This window comes from Pseudomonas oryzihabitans, assembly GCF_032027545.1.
Taxonomy (GTDB): domain Bacteria; phylum Pseudomonadota; class Gammaproteobacteria; order Pseudomonadales; family Pseudomonadaceae; genus Chryseomonas; species Chryseomonas oryzihabitans_F.
Genome location: NZ_JAVSJB010000004.1, coordinates 217,468 through 230,647, shown reverse-complemented (window position 1 = coordinate 230,647; position 13,180 = coordinate 217,468). Strand labels below are relative to the sequence as shown.

The window sequence follows — 13,180 nt, the reverse complement described above, 5'->3', positions numbered from 1 at the left end:
GGCTGGTTCCACCGCTTCGCTGGCCGATGAACAGGCCTGAGAACATCGCCACAGCGCCGGCGTCCAAGCCTGGAGGTCATCACGCCAAGGAAAATCGCCATGCTGCGTCTCTCGCTGATCTGCTGTACTGCTCTGCTGAGCACCTCGGTGCTGGCCGAACCCCTGTCCTGCGAACAGCTCAAGGCCGACATCGAAGTCAAGATCCAGTCGGCCGGGGTGACCGCCTATACCTTGGAAGCGGTGCCCAACGCCGAGGTCCGCGATCCCAACATGGTGGTGGGTAGCTGCGCCAACGGTACCTACAAGATCATCTACCAGCGCAACGACTGAGCCTTCGAGCGGAAGGCGGACCGTTCATCAGCTGGATGCTTGTACAGTTCCGCTTGGCTTAGTACTGTTTGCGCATACAGTATATAGCCAAGAGGGTAATGCCATGTCGCTGTTCGCCCGGATTCGCCAAGCTCTGTCCCTTGCCCAGCCCGCTCCGCGCTGGATGGAACGCGAGGATTTCCTGCGCCTCAGTCGTCAGCTGCGTGAGCAGAAGCCACGTGCTGCGGTCGTTCGCACCCTGGATCGCAGCCAGGATGATTGGCTCAGCGTACCGGCCTGAGCGCCAGGACCAGGGCGCTGGATTCAGGTAGGGGTGCAGATGCCTCGCTCCGAACTCACCAGCTCCCGCTGGCCGTCGTAGAGGGTGATCTCCCCGCGACCGAAGGTATGCTGGCCCTCCAGACGATAGCGTTTGCCGGCCTGGAAGTCGGGGTAGTCCAGGTCCAGGTAGCACTGGAACCTCAGTGGCTCGTTCCAGCCGAAACGCGAACCGAAGCCGCCCCCGCCATAGAGTTCGTAGCTGTAGCTCACCTTGAGGCTATGGGCGCCCGGGCTGAGCTGGAAGTAGCGGCCATCGTCCAGGCGCCGGCCATCCTGAGACTCGGCCAGCAGCGAGGCGCCAACGGCGGGTTCGCGCAGCTGGAGATCGACCCAGGCCTGGTTCGGATCGACGGGAGGCAGCGGCGTGGTACAGCCGCCGAGCAGCAGCAGGGAAGCCAGCAACCTCAGGCGCATGGTCGGCGACTCGCAAAAGGGAGGAGAAAGCCAGTCTACACGTCGCCACAGCGACTGGCATTGCTGTGTGCCACCTCCTGGTTGCGCTCGTCGTAGAGCCGCGCCCAGGGCCGCCAGCCGGTCTGCCCGGCCTCCAGGCGATAGCGCTCACCGGCAGCGAACTGCTTGTAGTTGAGGGTCACCAGGCAGGTGCGTGGCAGCGGGGTGGCGGCCTGGGCGCCAATGTTGGTGGGCTGCACCTCGAACTGATAGCGTACCTGCAGGTCATGGCTCCCCGGCCAGACCTGGAAATAGCGCTTGTCCTCAAGGTCCTTGCGGTCGGCGCGCAGGGCCTCGAGCTTGGCCTTGCCGTCGCTGTCCAGATCGATCCAGGCCTGCGCCGGATCGGGTTTCGGCAGCGGCCAGAGGGAACAGGCGCTGAGGAACAGCACAGGCAACAGCAGGCACAGTCTACGCATGACGGCTACAACTCCAGGCAGGGAAGGGCGCGACGCCCAATCCGGCACCCGGCCTGCGCGACGCGCGGGCCGGTGGCTGGCGTGGCTGTCCCTGGCGATCGGACTGGGCGGCTGTACCTCGGTCGGGTACTACGGTCAGATGGTACAGGGCCAGTGGGCGCTGATCCGTGATCGCGAGCCCATTGCGACAGTCGTCGCAGATCCGGCGCGTCCCGCCGCCTTGCGCGAGCGCCTCGCCGCCGCGGCCGCGGCCCGGCGCTTCGCCAGTGCCCAGCTGGCGCTGCCGGACAATGCCAGCTACCGCAGCTTCGTCGAGCTGCATCGGCCTTTCGTGCTGTGGAACGTCTTCGCCACCGCCGAATTCTCCACCCAGCCCACCACCCACTGCTTTCCCATCGCCGGTTGCGTGGCCTATCGCGGCTACTATCGGGAGGCCGCGGCCCGCGCCGCGGCGCAGGTGCTGCAGCACCAAGGTCAGGACACCTACGTCGGCGGCGTACCGGCCTATTCCACCCTGGGCTGGTTCAGCGATCCGCTGCTGAGCAGCATGCTGCGCTGGGACGACGACCAGGTGGCGGCGACCATCTTCCATGAGCTGGCCCACCAGCGCTTCTACCTGCCGGGCGATACGGCCTTCAACGAGTCCTACGCTACCTTCGTCGAGCAGGAAGGCTTGCGGCAATGGCGTGCCAGTCGCAGCCTGCCGCCCCCGGACCCGGGGCGGGAAGCGCGCTACCAGCAATTCCGCGACCTGCTGCTGACCACCCGCGCGGACCTGGCCAGGCTCTATGCCCAGCCGCTCTCGCCGGCCGCCAAGCGCGTGGCCAAGGCCGAACGTTTCGCGCGATTGCGCGCCGACTACCAGCGCCTGCGCGGCACCCCGGCCTGGCGGGCGGATCGGCGCTTCGATGGCTGGATGAGCCAGCCGCTGAACAACGCCCGGCTGGTGCCTTACGGTCTCTACGAGCAGTGGGTGCCGGCCTTCGCTGCCCTCTATGCCCAACATCCGGGTAACTGGCCGGCGTTCTTCCATCGGGTCCAGCTGTTGGGCGAGCGCCCAGCGGCCGAGCGCGAGCAGGCGCTCAAGACGCTGCTGGCAGCCGGGAACAAGGCGAAGCCCTAGCGCGGCGCTCGCCAGTTGGACCAGGCCGCGACCAGCCCCAGGGCCGCCGCCAGGGTCAGGCCCAGCCGCGGCGCCAGGCTGCCATCCAGATGCAGCAGCAGCGCCAGGGCCGCGGCGCCCAGGGCCATGCCGGTCTGGCGAGCGGTGGCCTGGACGCCGCCGGTGGCGCCGTTGCGCCCTGCCGGGGCGGCAGTCAGCATGATCCTGTTATTGGGCACCTGGAAGAAGCCGAAGCCGATACCACCGATCACCAGGCAGGGAATCAGCAGGGCGGTGGAGTATGCCAGCGGCATGCCGGCGGCGGCCGCCAGGCCCAGGGTAATGCCCAGGCCGCCCAGCATGCACAGGCGCTGCGGCGGATAGCGATCGGCGAGGCGCCCCGCCACCTGCGCGGACACCGCCACGGTGAGCGGCCAGCTCAGCATCAGCAGGGCGATCTGCAGGGGCACCAACCCCAGCTGGTGCTGCAGGTAGAAGGGCAGGGCGAGGAAGCAGAGCATCTGCGCGGCGAAGGAGCAGACCGAGGCCAGCACGGCATGGCGCATGGCCGGCAGTCCCAGCAGGTCGACCGGCAGCAGCGGTGCTGGCAGGCCGCGTTCGCGACGCACCAGCAGCACCAGGCTGGTGGCCGCCAGCAGCAACAGGGCCAGCCCTTGCAGCGGCGCGGCGCCGAGGCGTTCGAGTCCACCGATGCCGGCGCAGAACACCAGGGCGTTGAGCAGCACGCTGAGGGGATCGAGGCGACGTTGCGCGCGAGGGCTGTCAGGCAGATTGCGCACCAGCGCCGCGATCAGCAGGGCGACGGGCACATTGACCGCGAACAGCCAGGGCCAGCCGCCCACGGCCAGGATGGCGGCGCCCAGGCTGGGGGCGGCGGCCGACCCCAGGGCCACGCAGAGGGCATTGATGGCGATGCCGCGCCCCAGGCGCGCACGGGGATAGGACAGTCGCACGATGCCGGCGCTGACGCACATGATGGCGGCGGCGCCCACACCCTGGAGCGCGCGCGCGGCTACCAGGCTGCCGAGGCCCGGCGCCAGGGCGCAGCCCAGGGAGGCCACCCCGAAGATGCCGACCCCGGCAGCGAATACCGGTCGCAGTCCCTGGCGTTCGGCCACCGCGGCCAGGGGAAACAGCAGGGCGACCAGGCTCAGCTGGTAGGCGCTGACGATCCACACCGCAGCGGCTGCCGAGACATCGAGGGCTTCGGCGATGCTGGGCAGGGCCAGGTTGGCGATGCCGCTGTCCAGCACCGTCATGCTGATGGCGAGCAGCAGCGCGGCGACCGCCCGATAGCGGCGTGGCCGGGGCAGGCCGTCGGCGACGGCGGTGGTGCTCAATCCTCGACCTTCACGTGCTGGTCGCTCTCGCCCAGCTTCCAGTAGCCGGCGGCCTTGACCCAGTCTTTCGGCAAGCCCTTGGCCAGCAGGGCCTGGCGCGCCGCCCGGGCCTGGCTGGCTTCTCCGGCGATCCAGGCATAGCCCTCGCCGGTGGGCAGTTCCAGGGCTTCCAGGGTCTGCACCAGGGCAGCGGGCAGGAGGTCGCGATAGACCCAGCGGATCTCGGCGTCAGCGGCCGTGGGCAGGGCGATCTCCAGACCTGCGCGGGCCACCTCGGCGATTACCACCACCCGCACCCCGGCCGCCAGCTGTTCGAGGCGCCGGGCGATGGCGGGCAGGGCGGTTTCGTCACCGGCCAGCAGGTACCAGTCGAAGTCCTCGGGCGGCACCAGGGCGCCCTTGGGCCCACCGATGACCAGCTCGGCACCGGGCTGCGCCTGGCGCGCCCAGGAGGTCAGCACCCCCGCTTCGTGCAGATAGAAGTCGATGGCCAGTTCGCCCCGTGCGGCATCGTAGTGACGGGGCGTGTAGTGCCGGCCGACCAGTTGCTCGGGGCTGGCAGTGCGGATGGGGGTGGCGTCGGCGGGGACGAACAGCTTCACGTGCTCGTCGAAGGCCGCGCTCTGGAAATCGGCCAGGTCAGGGCCACCGAAGGTCAGGCGCAGCAGGTCGCCACCCAGTTCTTCGCGGCGGACCACGGTCGCCCAGCGCCGCTTGAGTTCGAAGCGCACGCGTTGGAAAAGGTGACGGGCACTGGCATCGCCCTCGTGGCTGTGAAAAGATGTCGCCATTGTGGAGGTACCATTCATTGAGGTTCCTCACTATATTCGAGGGAAGCATTGCCCATGTCAACCGCCGCCGCCATTGCCGAAGCCTTGATGGACCTGAAACGGCAAATGCGTCAACAACTGGATGAGACCCTCAAGGCATCCGGACTCTCCTTCGCCCGCTACAAGGTGCTGAAGGTATTGGAGCAACGGGGACCCTGCCGCCCTGGCGAGGTCGCCGAGCAGCTACGCCATGCGCCGCGCACCCTGACCGACGCCTTCGACGCCCTGGAGCGCGATGGCCTGGTTCGCCGCGAGCCGCATCCCCAGGATCGCCGCGCCCTGCTGGTGCATCTCACCGAGCAGGGCCGTCAGGCCCTGGACCAGGCCCAGGTGCCTCGACGCCAGGCGCTGGAAGCCGTCTTCGCCCCGCTGGACGCAGCCGAGCAGACGCAACTGTTGGCCTACCTCGAACGGGTTCGACGGCCATCCTGAGCGACGGGAGAACTCCGTGGCCGTTGCCGGGTTCGAAGTTGAGAACCCAGCGAGGAGATGTTCCATGAGCGATCAGCGTTCCGATGCCCATCTGGGCAAGACGCCACCCAACGAGCCGGCACGCGACGAAGCCGGCCGATCCGTGGATGTGGTGAAGAAGGACATCCAGCAGCCGGAATCGACGCCAACCGATGGCATCGACAAGATCATCACCCCGACCGACATCAAGACCAAGGAGCAGGAGGCGGAGGCATTGCGGCGCAAGACTGCCGAGGTGGAGCGCAAGCTCCAATCCTGATGCTCCACGTGGAACCTTGGTTTCCCGCACGATATGCCACCGGTCCAATCGCGTCGGCAGCTGATCGGTGCGGACGCCATAGAGCCGGCCAGGGACCGCCATAGAGGCGTTTCACTGGTCGCCAGGCCCGTCCAGCCTTAGGGTTGCGCCTACCCTTCGCCTCATGCAGGACCTGTCATGGACAAAGCCACCTTTCTCGCCCAGCTCGCCCACGACGGCTTCCAGCCACCGGTGCTGGTGGAGCGCGAGCCCCATGGTCGCCTGGATGTCCACGTCCATCCCTTCGAGGCCAGGGCGCTGGTCATCGATGGCGAGTTGTGGCTGCGCACCGCGGCGGGTGAGCGGCTTTACCAGGTCGGCGACATCTTCCACCTGGACGCCCACGAGCCGCATGCGGAAGGCTTCGGGCCCGAGGGCGTACGCTACCTGGCAGGACGACGTCCCGCCTGAGTCAACCGTCGCTGTCGTTCTTCTCGATATCGCGGCGCTGGCGATTGAGGATCACGCAACCGTAGATACCACCGCCGAGCAGCAGCAAGGAAAGAAGGGAGAAAAGTGCCATGAAGATAGAATCGTTCATCGAGGCCTCCTTGAGCGCGAGCCAGGGAGTCTAACGATTCGCTCCGTCCCTTGCGGACGGCCTTTATGACGCGGTGTTGCCGGTGCCCGGGTGGCACCGGCAAGCGCGCAGGTGGTTAGCCTTCGAGCGTGGCGTGCAGGTTGATCTTGGCGCCCTTGAGCACCTTGGACACCGGGCAGCCTTCCTTCGCCTGGTTGGCGATGGTGGTGAACTGCTCCTGGGTGGCGCCCGGAATCTTGGCTTTCATGGTCAGATCGATGGTAGTGATCTCGAAACCCTCGCCGACCTTGTCCAGGGTGACGTCGGCCTTGGTCTCGATGCGCTCGGGAGTAAGGCCCTGCTGGCCCAGCAGCATGGAGAAGGCCATGGAGAAACAACCGGCATGGGCCGCGCCGATCAGTTCCTCGGGGTTGGTGCCCGGAGTGCCTTCGAAACGGGTGTTGAAGCCATAGGCGTTGTCCTTGAGCGCACCGCTCTCGGTAGTGATATGGCCTTTGCCATCCTTCAGACCGCCTTGCCAGACCGCGGAAGCATATTTCTTCATGGAGCGTCTCCGGTTGTGGATGAGAATTCATCTAGAACCAGACGGCAGCCGGTAAGTTCGTTGCAGTCGATCCGGGACCGCCATGGTCAACTCTTTTCGACCACCCCTGGAGGCCCCCATGAACTACCGCAATCTAGGCCGCACCGGTCTCAAGATCTCGCCCCTCTGCCTCGGCTGCATGACCTACGGCGTCCCCGAGCGCGGCAATCATCCCTGGACCCTGCCGGAAGACCAGAGCCAGCCGCTGCTGAAGAAGGCGCTGGATCTCGGCATCAACTTCTTCGACACCGCCAACAGCTACTCCGACGGCACCAGCGAAGAGATCGTCGGCCGCTTCCTCAAGGCCAACGCCGTGCGCGAGGAGATCGTGCTGGCGACCAAGGTGTACTTCCCGCTGCGCGACAAGCCCAACGTCGGCGGCCTGTCGCGCAAGGCGATCTTCGCCGCCATCGACGCCAGCCTGCAGCGCCTGGGCACCGACTATGTCGACCTCTACCAGATCCATCGCTGGGACTATCACACGCCCATCGAGGAGACCCTGGAAGCCCTGCACGATGTGGTCAAGGCCGGCAAGGCGCTGCACCTCGGGGCCAGCAGCATGTACGCCTGGCAATTCGCCAAGGCCCTGCACACGGCGGAACGCCATGGCTGGACGACATTCGCCACCATGCAGAACCACGTCAATCTGCTCGCTCGCGAAGAAGAGCGGGAGATGCTGCCGCTGTGTCGCGATGCCGGCATCGGGGTGATTCCCTGGAGTCCCCTCGCTCGGGGGCGCCTGACCCGCGACTGGGATGCCAGCACCGCGCGCACCGAGAGCGACGCCTTCGGCAAGACGCTCTACACCGCCAGCGAGGAATCCGATCGGCAGATCGTGGCGGCGGTGGCGCATATCGCCGAGGCCCGTGGCGTACCCCGCGCCCAGGTGGCCCTGGCCTGGCTGCTGCAGAAGCCCGGGATCGATGCGCCCATCGTGGGGGCGTCCAAGCCGCAGCATCTGGAGGATGCCGTGGCGGCCTTGGCGCTACGGTTGAGCGAAGAAGAGATCGCTGCCCTGGAAGCGCCCTATGTGCCGCATCCGGTGGTGGGGTTCAGCTAAGGTGCTGGCGTGCCCTCACCCCGGCCCTCTCCCGGAGGGAGAGGGGGAAGAGCGGGCTGGTGCAGTTGGATGAGTCCTTGCGCCTATGCCCCGCAAAGCCTGAACCTCAGGGCTTTTGCTCCCCTCTCCCTCTGGGAGAGGGGCCGGGGGTGAGGGTGCCCGAACCTAAGCGTACTGCTCGGCGATCTGCCGCTCGGCGCTGGCCAGGGCGGCACCCTTGGCGTCGTCGCCATAGGCCAGGCCTTCGGCGCGGACGATCTGGATGTCGGTGATGCCGAGGAAGCCCAGCAGCAGCTTCAGGTAGTCCTCATGGGCGATGCCGGTGGGCTTGCCCGCGTGGATGCCGCCCGCGGTGGCGACGATGATCGCCTTCTTGCCGCCGCATAGGCCTTCCGGACCGGCTTCGCCATAGCGGAAGGTGGTGCCGGCCACGGTGATGCGGTCGATCCAGGCCTTGAGCTGGGTCGGGATGGTGAAGTTGTACATGGGCGCACCCAGCACCAGCACATCGGCGGCGAGGAATTCCTGCAGGGCGCGGGCATTGCGCTCGGCTTCGTCGCGTTGCTCGGCGCTGCGCTGCTCGGTGGGCGTGGCGCCGGCAGCCAGGCTGGCGGCGGAGAAGTGGCCCAGGGAGTCGTGGGCGAGATCGTGGTAGGTCACTTCCAGCCCGGGATTGCCGGCCTTGAGTGCGGCGACGACCTTGGCGCTCAGGGCGCGGGAGGCGGAATGATCACCGAGGATGCTGGAGTCGATGTGCAGTAGTTTCATGGCGGCTGTCCCGTGGGGTTCGAAGATGAGCCCAGACTACCGATAAGACGAATGCTTGATTAGTCGCCTAGAATGCGATGCTTCGTCCCATGGGTAGGACAATCCTCCATGCAAGACCTCAACGATCTCGCCTACTTCGCCAAGGTGGTGGAGGCCGGGGGCTTCGCCGCCGCCGGGCGGCTGCTGGGTATTCCCAAGTCGCGGCTGTCCCGGCGTATCGCCGAGCTGGAGACGCGCCTGGGTGCCCGGCTGTTGCAGCGCACCACCCGGACCCTGACCCTCACCACCCTCGGCGAACGCTACCTGGTGCACTGCCAGGCCCTGCTGCGCGAGGCGGAGAGCGCCGCCGAAACCGCCGCCAGCCTGTCCAGTGAACCGCGCGGTCCGCTGCGGGTGTCCTGCCCGGTGGCCCTGGCCCAGGACTATCTGCCTGACATCGTCACCCGCTTCCTGCAGCGCTATCCCCAGGTGCAGCTGGAGATGGTATTGGTCAATCGGCGAGTGGACGTGGTCAACGAGGGCATCGACGTGGCCCTGCGGGTGCGCGACGTCGACGACGTCGAGCCGGGGCTGATCGTGCGCCGCCTGCGGCAGGCCTCGGGGATACTGGTGGCCGCCCCCGACTTCCTTGCCGGTCGTCAGCTGGATGCCCCGGAAGCCCTGCTGGGCGTACCCCTGCTCGGCGCCCTGGAGTTGGATCGCAGGGTGCACTTGCGCATGGTCGGTCCCCAGGGCCAGCGTCGCGAATTGGTGCTGGAAGCCCGGCTGGGCATCGACGACTTCAGCGTGCGCAAGACCGCCGCCCTCGCGAGCCTCGGCTACACCATGCTGCCGTTGCTCTATTGCGAGGCCGAGCTGAGCGAAGGCCGCCTGCAACGCCTGCTACCGGATTGGTCACTCCCCGGCGGCCACCTCCAGGCCGCCTATGCCCACCGTCGCGGCCTGCTGCCGGCGGTGCGTGCCTGGCTGGAGCACCTGGAGGAGAGTTTCCAGGACCAGGGTGGGAGGCCGGTTTAGATCACCGTCGCCCAGGCCGAGACCAGCAACAGCGCCGCCATCCCCAGATTGAAACCCCGCCAGGCCTGGCTCGATCTCAGGCCATGCGCCGCCACCCGGCCGAGCAGGGCCCAGAGGGCCAGGCAGGGGACGGACACCAGCAGGAAGACCAGCCCCAGCACCAGCACCTGTCGCCCGAGATCGGTGCCGGGTTCGGCATAGACGGTCACCACCGCCAGCGCCATGCTCCAGCTCTTGGGATTGAGTACCTGCAGGCCGGCGGTGCCGCCGAAACCCAGGCGCACACCGTCGTCGATCACCTCGGGCGCCCCGGCACGCGCCAGTTGCCAGGCCAGCCAACTCAGCCAGAGCACCCCGGCCCAGGCCAGGCCGCGTTGCCAGTCGGGATGCTGCGCCAGGGTCTGGCCGAGGCCGAGGCCCACCACCAGCACCAGGCCCACCGCGCCCAGGCTGCCGCCCAGCACCAGGGGCAGGCTCGCGCGGGCGCCATGCCGGGCGCTGTGGCCGAGGATGAGCACATTGGTCGGTCCGGGGGTGATGGAGGCGACCAGGGCGAACAGCAGGAAAGGCAGCAGGGACATAGGGAGACTCCTGGAAGGACTGAGCCTCCAGGGTGGCAACCTTGCCGCTAGCGGTCTGGAAGATTCGAGCAGCGTGCGCGGTAGGCGGCCGGCGTCAGGCCATAGGCGCGGCGGAACCAGCGACCCAGATGGCTCTGGTCGGCGAAGCCCAGGGCGGCGGCGGTTTCCGCTGGCGACAGGCCGTCCGCCAGCAGGCGGCGCGCGCGCGACAGCCGCAACTGCACCAGATAGGCATGGGGCGCCAGGCCAAAGGCCGCCTTGAAGGCGCGGGTCAGGCGGAATCTGTCCACGCCGCAGGCCTGGGCCAGCTCTTCCAGGCCGAGGTCCTCCTGGTGATGGGCATGCAGGAAGTCCCGTGCGCGCAGGGCCACCTGGGGCAGCCGCGGATCGCCGGCCTGGGGCGCCCGCCATTGCAGTTGCGGCAGGAGGCGCAGCAGCAGGGCGTCCAGGGCGCTCTGGCGGACGATGCGCAGCTCCGGCCGGCTCAGTACCTCGTGGGCCCAGGCCACGGCGCGATGCAGTTCGGCCTGCTCGACCAACGTCTGAGCGAAGCCGGGTTCGCCGAAGAGCCGGGCATCGCCATGCAGCCCCTGCAGCTCGCGCGCCAGCCACTGGGGGTCGAGGTAGAGCATGGAATAGGTGAAGCCCTCGGCCTCCGGCGCCTGGCCGTCATGAAGTTCGCCGGGCTCCAGCAGGAATACCTGCCCCGGAGTGCTCCGGTGGCGCTGGCCGCGGCAATGGAATTGCTGCAGGCCCTGCTCGGTGTAGCCCACCAGATAGGCGTCGTGCCAGTGCGGGTCATAGGCATGGCCCTCGAAATGGGCGCGCAGGGTCTCGATGCCGGTCTCGGCGTCCTGCTGCAACTGGATCCAGTGATCGTCGGCCATGGCGCGGAAAAAGCGGGTCGGGCTTGTCAGTCTAGAGTCAGATCCCGCCGCGGTCTGGAAGATTCGTGCATTGGCGACCCAGACGTGCGGGCAGTTCCCGCGCCAGATGACGGATCAGTTCGGAAATTCGTCGCGGTACGTGGCGCTGCTGGCGGTACACCGCATAGATGCCTGCCGCTGGCGCCTGGTGATCGGTCAGCAGCGGTACCAGGGCGCCGCTGGCGATCAGCTCGGCGACGTCCCATTCCGATCTCAGGATCAGGCCATGGCCGTCCAGGGCCAGGCGCACCACCACCTCGCCGTCGTTGCTGCTCAGGCTGCCGCGCACCTTCTGGACGAAGTGCTGGCCATCCTTGGTGAAGCGCCAGACGGCGTAGTCCCCCGCGTCCTGGCGCAGCACCAGGCAGTTGTGCCGCGCCAGGTCGGCCACGCTCTGCGGGACACCCGCGCGGGCCAGGTAGGCCGGGGCAGCGCAGAGCAGGCGGCGGTTATCCAGCAGGCGATGGGCGATGACCCGGGCGTCCGGCGGCTCGCCGACACGGATGTCCAGGTCGAAGGGCCCCTCCAGGAGATTCACCGGATGGCTGGAGAGGTGCAGGTTGAGCTCCAGTTCGGGATGACGGCGGGCGAAGTCCGACAGCAGCGGTGCCAGGTGCCGCCGCCCGAAGCCGAAGGTGGCGTTGAGATTGAGTGCCCCGCTCAGGGGGGCATCGGGGCGGCTGACCGCGGCTTCCAGGTCTTCCAACTGGCCCAGCAGGGGGCGGGCCCCCTCCAGGTAGCGCAGGCCCTCCGGGGTGAGATCCAGCCGCCGCGTGGTGCGGCGGATCAATTGCACGCCCAGGCGACGCTCCAGGGCGGTGAGTCTCTTGCTCACCGCTGCCAGCGACAGCCCCGACTCCCGCGCCGCAGCGGTCAGGCTGGGATGGGCGGCCAGGTGAACGAAGAAGGCGAGATCGTCGGCGGACAAGATTCTTGATTCCAGGTTAACAATGGCTTTCCCTGGCGCGGGATTGTACGCCTCTGGCGCGAGACTACACTGGGGCCACCCCACTCGAACTGCCGGAGCGTCCCATGCAAGCGTCCAAGCCCCACAAGATCGCGGTCATCGCCGGTGATGGCATCGGCACGGAAGTCATGCCCGAGGGTATCCGGGTACTGGAGGCCGCCGCTCGCCGCTTTGGCCTCGCGTTGCAGTTCGACCATTTCGATTTCGCCAGCGCCGGGTACTACCAGGCCCACGGCAAGATGCTGCCGGACGACTGGTTCGAGACGCTCCAGGGCTATGACGCCCTCTACTTCGGCGCGGTCGGCTGGCCGGACGTGGTGCCCGACCACATCTCCCTCTGGGGTTCGCTGCTGCAGTTCCGCCGCCGCTTCGACCAGTACGTCAACCTGCGGCCCTGCCGACTGATGCCGGGGGTCAGGGCGCCGCTGGCCAATCGCCAGCCCGGCGACATCGACTTCTATGTGGTGCGCGAGAACACCGAGGGCGAGTATTCCAGTGTCGGCGGCATCATGTTCGAGGGCACCGAGCGCGAGGTGGTGATCCAGGAAACGGTGATGACCCGCCATGGCACCGACCGCATCCTCAAGTTCGCCTTCGACCTGGCCCAGCAGCGGCCGCGCAAGAAACTGACCTCGGCCACCAAGTCCAACGGCATCGCCATCACCATGCCCTGGTGGGACAGGCGCGTGGAAGAGATGGGCAAGGCCTATCCGGACGTGGCGGTGGACAAATTCCACATCGACATCCTCACCGCCAACTTCGTCCTGCACCCGGACTGGTTCGACGTGGTGGTGGCCAGCAACCTGTTCGGCGACATTCTCTCCGACCTGGGCCCGGCCTGCACCGGCACCATCGGCATCGCGCCGTCGGCCAACATCAACCCGGAGCGTAATTTCCCCAGCCTGTTCGAGCCGGTACATGGCTCGGCGCCGGACATCGCCGGCCAGGGCATCGCCAATCCCATTGGGCAGATCTGGTGCGGTGCCATGATGCTCGAGCACCTCGGCCATGCCGAAGCCGGCGCTGCCGTGGTGGCGGCCATCGAGGCCGTGCTGCGCCAGGGGCCGGAGCAGGCGCCCCTGACCCGCGACCTGGGCGGCCAGGGCACCACCGAGAGTCTGGGCCAGGCCATCGCCGCGGTCCTGGCCTGAG

General features: G+C 67.7%; 19 protein-coding genes. 9 read left to right on the top strand and 10 right to left on the bottom strand.

What is annotated here, in order from left to right; all coding sequences use genetic code 11:
• Positions 1 to 99 precede the first annotated feature (99 nt).
• Both RND78_RS08405 and RND78_RS08400 read left to right on the top strand, forming a co-directional pair.
• Complete coding sequence (locus RND78_RS08405) at positions 100 to 330, top strand: DUF1161 domain-containing protein (protein ID WP_059228479.1); 231 nt, start codon at positions 100 to 102, stop codon at positions 328 to 330.
• Positions 331 to 433: 103 nt separating this feature from the next.
• On the top strand, positions 434 to 610 hold the full coding sequence (locus tag RND78_RS08400; RefSeq protein ID WP_312727682.1) for a hypothetical protein: 177 nt from the start codon (positions 434 to 436) through the stop codon (positions 608 to 610).
• A gap of 23 nt (positions 611 to 633) precedes the next feature.
• Here the strand turns inward: RND78_RS08400 and RND78_RS08395 are convergent, their stop codons facing one another.
• Complete coding sequence (locus tag RND78_RS08395) at positions 634 to 1,065, bottom strand: hypothetical protein (RefSeq protein WP_312727679.1); 432 nt, start codon at positions 1,063 to 1,065, stop codon at positions 634 to 636.
• Positions 1,066 to 1,100: 35 nt separating this feature from the next.
• Entirely contained in the window at positions 1,101 to 1,523 is a 423-nt protein-coding gene (locus RND78_RS08390; RefSeq protein WP_312727677.1) for a hypothetical protein, read from the bottom strand.
• On the opposite strand from RND78_RS08390, the gene RND78_RS08385 reads away from it, so the two are divergent.
• Positions 1,522 to 2,646, top strand: coding sequence for an aminopeptidase (locus RND78_RS08385; RefSeq protein ID WP_312727674.1), 1,125 nt, complete (start codon positions 1,522 to 1,524; stop codon positions 2,644 to 2,646). The two genes, RND78_RS08390 and RND78_RS08385, sit on opposite strands and share 2 nt — an antisense overlap.
• Here RND78_RS08385 and RND78_RS08380 read toward each other — a convergent pair.
• Together RND78_RS08380 and RND78_RS08375 are read right to left on the bottom strand one after the other, a co-directional pair.
• A complete protein-coding gene (locus tag RND78_RS08380) occupies positions 2,643 to 3,986 on the bottom strand; it encodes an MFS transporter (RefSeq protein WP_312727671.1) in 1,344 nt (447 codons plus the stop codon). The two genes, RND78_RS08385 and RND78_RS08380, sit on opposite strands and share 4 nt — an antisense overlap.
• Positions 3,983 to 4,777, bottom strand: a complete 795-nt coding sequence (locus RND78_RS08375; RefSeq protein WP_312727668.1) for a siderophore-interacting protein — start codon at positions 4,775 to 4,777, stop codon at positions 3,983 to 3,985. Before RND78_RS08375 ends, RND78_RS08380 begins: the two co-directional genes overlap by 4 nt.
• A 54-nt stretch (positions 4,778 to 4,831) precedes the next feature.
• On the opposite strand from RND78_RS08375, the gene RND78_RS08370 reads away from it, so the two are divergent.
• From RND78_RS08370 to RND78_RS08360, 3 genes are all read left to right on the top strand, one after another.
• The gene (locus tag RND78_RS08370; RefSeq protein WP_312727665.1) at positions 4,832 to 5,248 is read left to right on the top strand and encodes a MarR family transcriptional regulator; all 417 of its coding nucleotides are present in this window, start codon (positions 4,832 to 4,834) and stop codon (positions 5,246 to 5,248) included.
• Positions 5,249 to 5,312: 64 nt separating this feature from the next.
• Positions 5,313 to 5,546: a hypothetical protein gene (locus RND78_RS08365; protein ID WP_312727662.1), complete on the top strand. Its 234-nt coding sequence runs from the start codon at positions 5,313 to 5,315 to the stop codon at positions 5,544 to 5,546.
• 177 nt (positions 5,547 to 5,723) lie between these two features.
• Positions 5,724 to 5,996, top strand: a complete 273-nt coding sequence (locus RND78_RS08360) for a cupin (protein WP_312727660.1) — start codon at positions 5,724 to 5,726, stop codon at positions 5,994 to 5,996.
• Position 5,997: 1 nt separating this feature from the next.
• Here RND78_RS08360 and RND78_RS08355 read toward each other — a convergent pair whose 3' ends face one another.
• Complete coding sequence (locus RND78_RS08355) at positions 5,998 to 6,126, bottom strand: hypothetical protein (RefSeq protein ID WP_269085527.1); 129 nt, start codon at positions 6,124 to 6,126, stop codon at positions 5,998 to 6,000.
• 115 nt (positions 6,127 to 6,241) lie between these two features.
• Positions 6,242 to 6,670: an OsmC family protein gene (locus RND78_RS08350; RefSeq protein ID WP_059228458.1), complete on the bottom strand. Its 429-nt coding sequence runs from the start codon at positions 6,668 to 6,670 to the stop codon at positions 6,242 to 6,244.
• 118 nt (positions 6,671 to 6,788) lie between these two features.
• On the opposite strand from RND78_RS08350, the gene RND78_RS08345 reads away from it, so the two are divergent.
• Positions 6,789 to 7,769, top strand: a complete 981-nt coding sequence (locus RND78_RS08345; protein ID WP_312727658.1) for an aldo/keto reductase — start codon at positions 6,789 to 6,791, stop codon at positions 7,767 to 7,769.
• A gap of 165 nt (positions 7,770 to 7,934) precedes the next feature.
• Here RND78_RS08345 and RND78_RS08340 read toward each other — a convergent pair whose 3' ends face one another.
• Positions 7,935 to 8,537 (bottom strand): FMN-dependent NADH-azoreductase, encoded by a 603-nt coding sequence (locus tag RND78_RS08340; RefSeq protein WP_312727656.1) that lies wholly within the window; start codon positions 8,535 to 8,537, stop codon positions 7,935 to 7,937.
• A gap of 108 nt (positions 8,538 to 8,645) precedes the next feature.
• Here RND78_RS08340 and RND78_RS08335 point away from each other — a divergent pair, with 108 nt between their 5' ends.
• Positions 8,646 to 9,554, top strand: coding sequence for a LysR family transcriptional regulator (locus RND78_RS08335; protein WP_312727654.1), 909 nt, complete (start codon positions 8,646 to 8,648; stop codon positions 9,552 to 9,554).
• On the opposite strand, the gene RND78_RS08330 is transcribed toward RND78_RS08335, so the two are convergent.
• Genes RND78_RS08330 through RND78_RS08320 form a run of 3 tightly spaced genes read right to left on the bottom strand, consistent with a single transcriptional unit; the run spans position 9,551 to position 11,989 of the window.
• Complete coding sequence (locus tag RND78_RS08330; protein ID WP_312727652.1) at positions 9,551 to 10,135, bottom strand: LysE family translocator; 585 nt, start codon at positions 10,133 to 10,135, stop codon at positions 9,551 to 9,553. The genes RND78_RS08335 and RND78_RS08330 overlap by 4 nt on opposite strands.
• Before the next feature lie 47 nt (positions 10,136 to 10,182).
• Entirely contained in the window at positions 10,183 to 11,022 is an 840-nt protein-coding gene (locus RND78_RS08325; protein ID WP_312727650.1) for an AraC family transcriptional regulator, read from the bottom strand.
• 37 nt (positions 11,023 to 11,059) lie between these two features.
• Complete coding sequence (locus tag RND78_RS08320; RefSeq protein ID WP_312727649.1) at positions 11,060 to 11,989, bottom strand: LysR family transcriptional regulator; 930 nt, start codon at positions 11,987 to 11,989, stop codon at positions 11,060 to 11,062.
• A 104-nt stretch (positions 11,990 to 12,093) separates the two neighbouring features.
• Between RND78_RS08320 and RND78_RS08315 the strand changes: the two genes are divergently transcribed.
• Positions 12,094 to 13,179: a tartrate dehydrogenase gene (locus tag RND78_RS08315; protein WP_312727648.1), complete on the top strand. Its 1,086-nt coding sequence runs from the start codon at positions 12,094 to 12,096 to the stop codon at positions 13,177 to 13,179.
• Position 13,180: the final 1 nt, after the last annotated feature.

What these genes read in the sequence shown, in the direction of transcription:
- RND78_RS08365 (WP_312727662.1), top strand. Translation starts at nt 5,313, where the DNA reads ATGAGCGATCAGCGTTCCGATGCCCATCTGGGCAAGACGCCACCCAAC.
- RND78_RS08355 (WP_269085527.1), bottom strand. Translation starts at nt 6,126, where the DNA reads ATGAACGATTCTATCTTCATGGCACTTTTCTCCCTTCTTTCCTTGCTG.
- RND78_RS08405 (WP_059228479.1), top strand. Translation starts at nt 100, where the DNA reads ATGCTGCGTCTCTCGCTGATCTGCTGTACTGCTCTGCTGAGCACCTCG.
- RND78_RS08340 (WP_312727656.1), bottom strand. Translation starts at nt 8,537, where the DNA reads ATGAAACTACTGCACATCGACTCCAGCATCCTCGGTGATCATTCCGCC.
- RND78_RS08360 (WP_312727660.1), top strand. Translation starts at nt 5,724, where the DNA reads ATGGACAAAGCCACCTTTCTCGCCCAGCTCGCCCACGACGGCTTCCAG.
- RND78_RS08390 (WP_312727677.1), bottom strand. Translation starts at nt 1,523, where the DNA reads ATGCGTAGACTGTGCCTGCTGTTGCCTGTGCTGTTCCTCAGCGCCTGT.
- RND78_RS08370 (WP_312727665.1), top strand. Translation starts at nt 4,832, where the DNA reads ATGTCAACCGCCGCCGCCATTGCCGAAGCCTTGATGGACCTGAAACGG.
- RND78_RS08315 (WP_312727648.1), top strand. Translation starts at nt 12,094, where the DNA reads ATGCAAGCGTCCAAGCCCCACAAGATCGCGGTCATCGCCGGTGATGGC.
- RND78_RS08335 (WP_312727654.1), top strand. Translation starts at nt 8,646, where the DNA reads ATGCAAGACCTCAACGATCTCGCCTACTTCGCCAAGGTGGTGGAGGCC.
- RND78_RS08395 (WP_312727679.1), bottom strand. Translation starts at nt 1,065, where the DNA reads ATGCGCCTGAGGTTGCTGGCTTCCCTGCTGCTGCTCGGCGGCTGTACC.
- RND78_RS08375 (WP_312727668.1), bottom strand. Translation starts at nt 4,777, where the DNA reads ATGGCGACATCTTTTCACAGCCACGAGGGCGATGCCAGTGCCCGTCAC.
- RND78_RS08385 (WP_312727674.1), top strand. Translation starts at nt 1,522, where the DNA reads ATGACGGCTACAACTCCAGGCAGGGAAGGGCGCGACGCCCAATCCGGC.
- RND78_RS08400 (WP_312727682.1), top strand. Translation starts at nt 434, where the DNA reads ATGTCGCTGTTCGCCCGGATTCGCCAAGCTCTGTCCCTTGCCCAGCCC.
- RND78_RS08325 (WP_312727650.1), bottom strand. Translation starts at nt 11,022, where the DNA reads ATGGCCGACGATCACTGGATCCAGTTGCAGCAGGACGCCGAGACCGGC.
- RND78_RS08330 (WP_312727652.1), bottom strand. Translation starts at nt 10,135, where the DNA reads ATGTCCCTGCTGCCTTTCCTGCTGTTCGCCCTGGTCGCCTCCATCACC.
- RND78_RS08350 (WP_059228458.1), bottom strand. Translation starts at nt 6,670, where the DNA reads ATGAAGAAATATGCTTCCGCGGTCTGGCAAGGCGGTCTGAAGGATGGC.
- RND78_RS08345 (WP_312727658.1), top strand. Translation starts at nt 6,789, where the DNA reads ATGAACTACCGCAATCTAGGCCGCACCGGTCTCAAGATCTCGCCCCTC.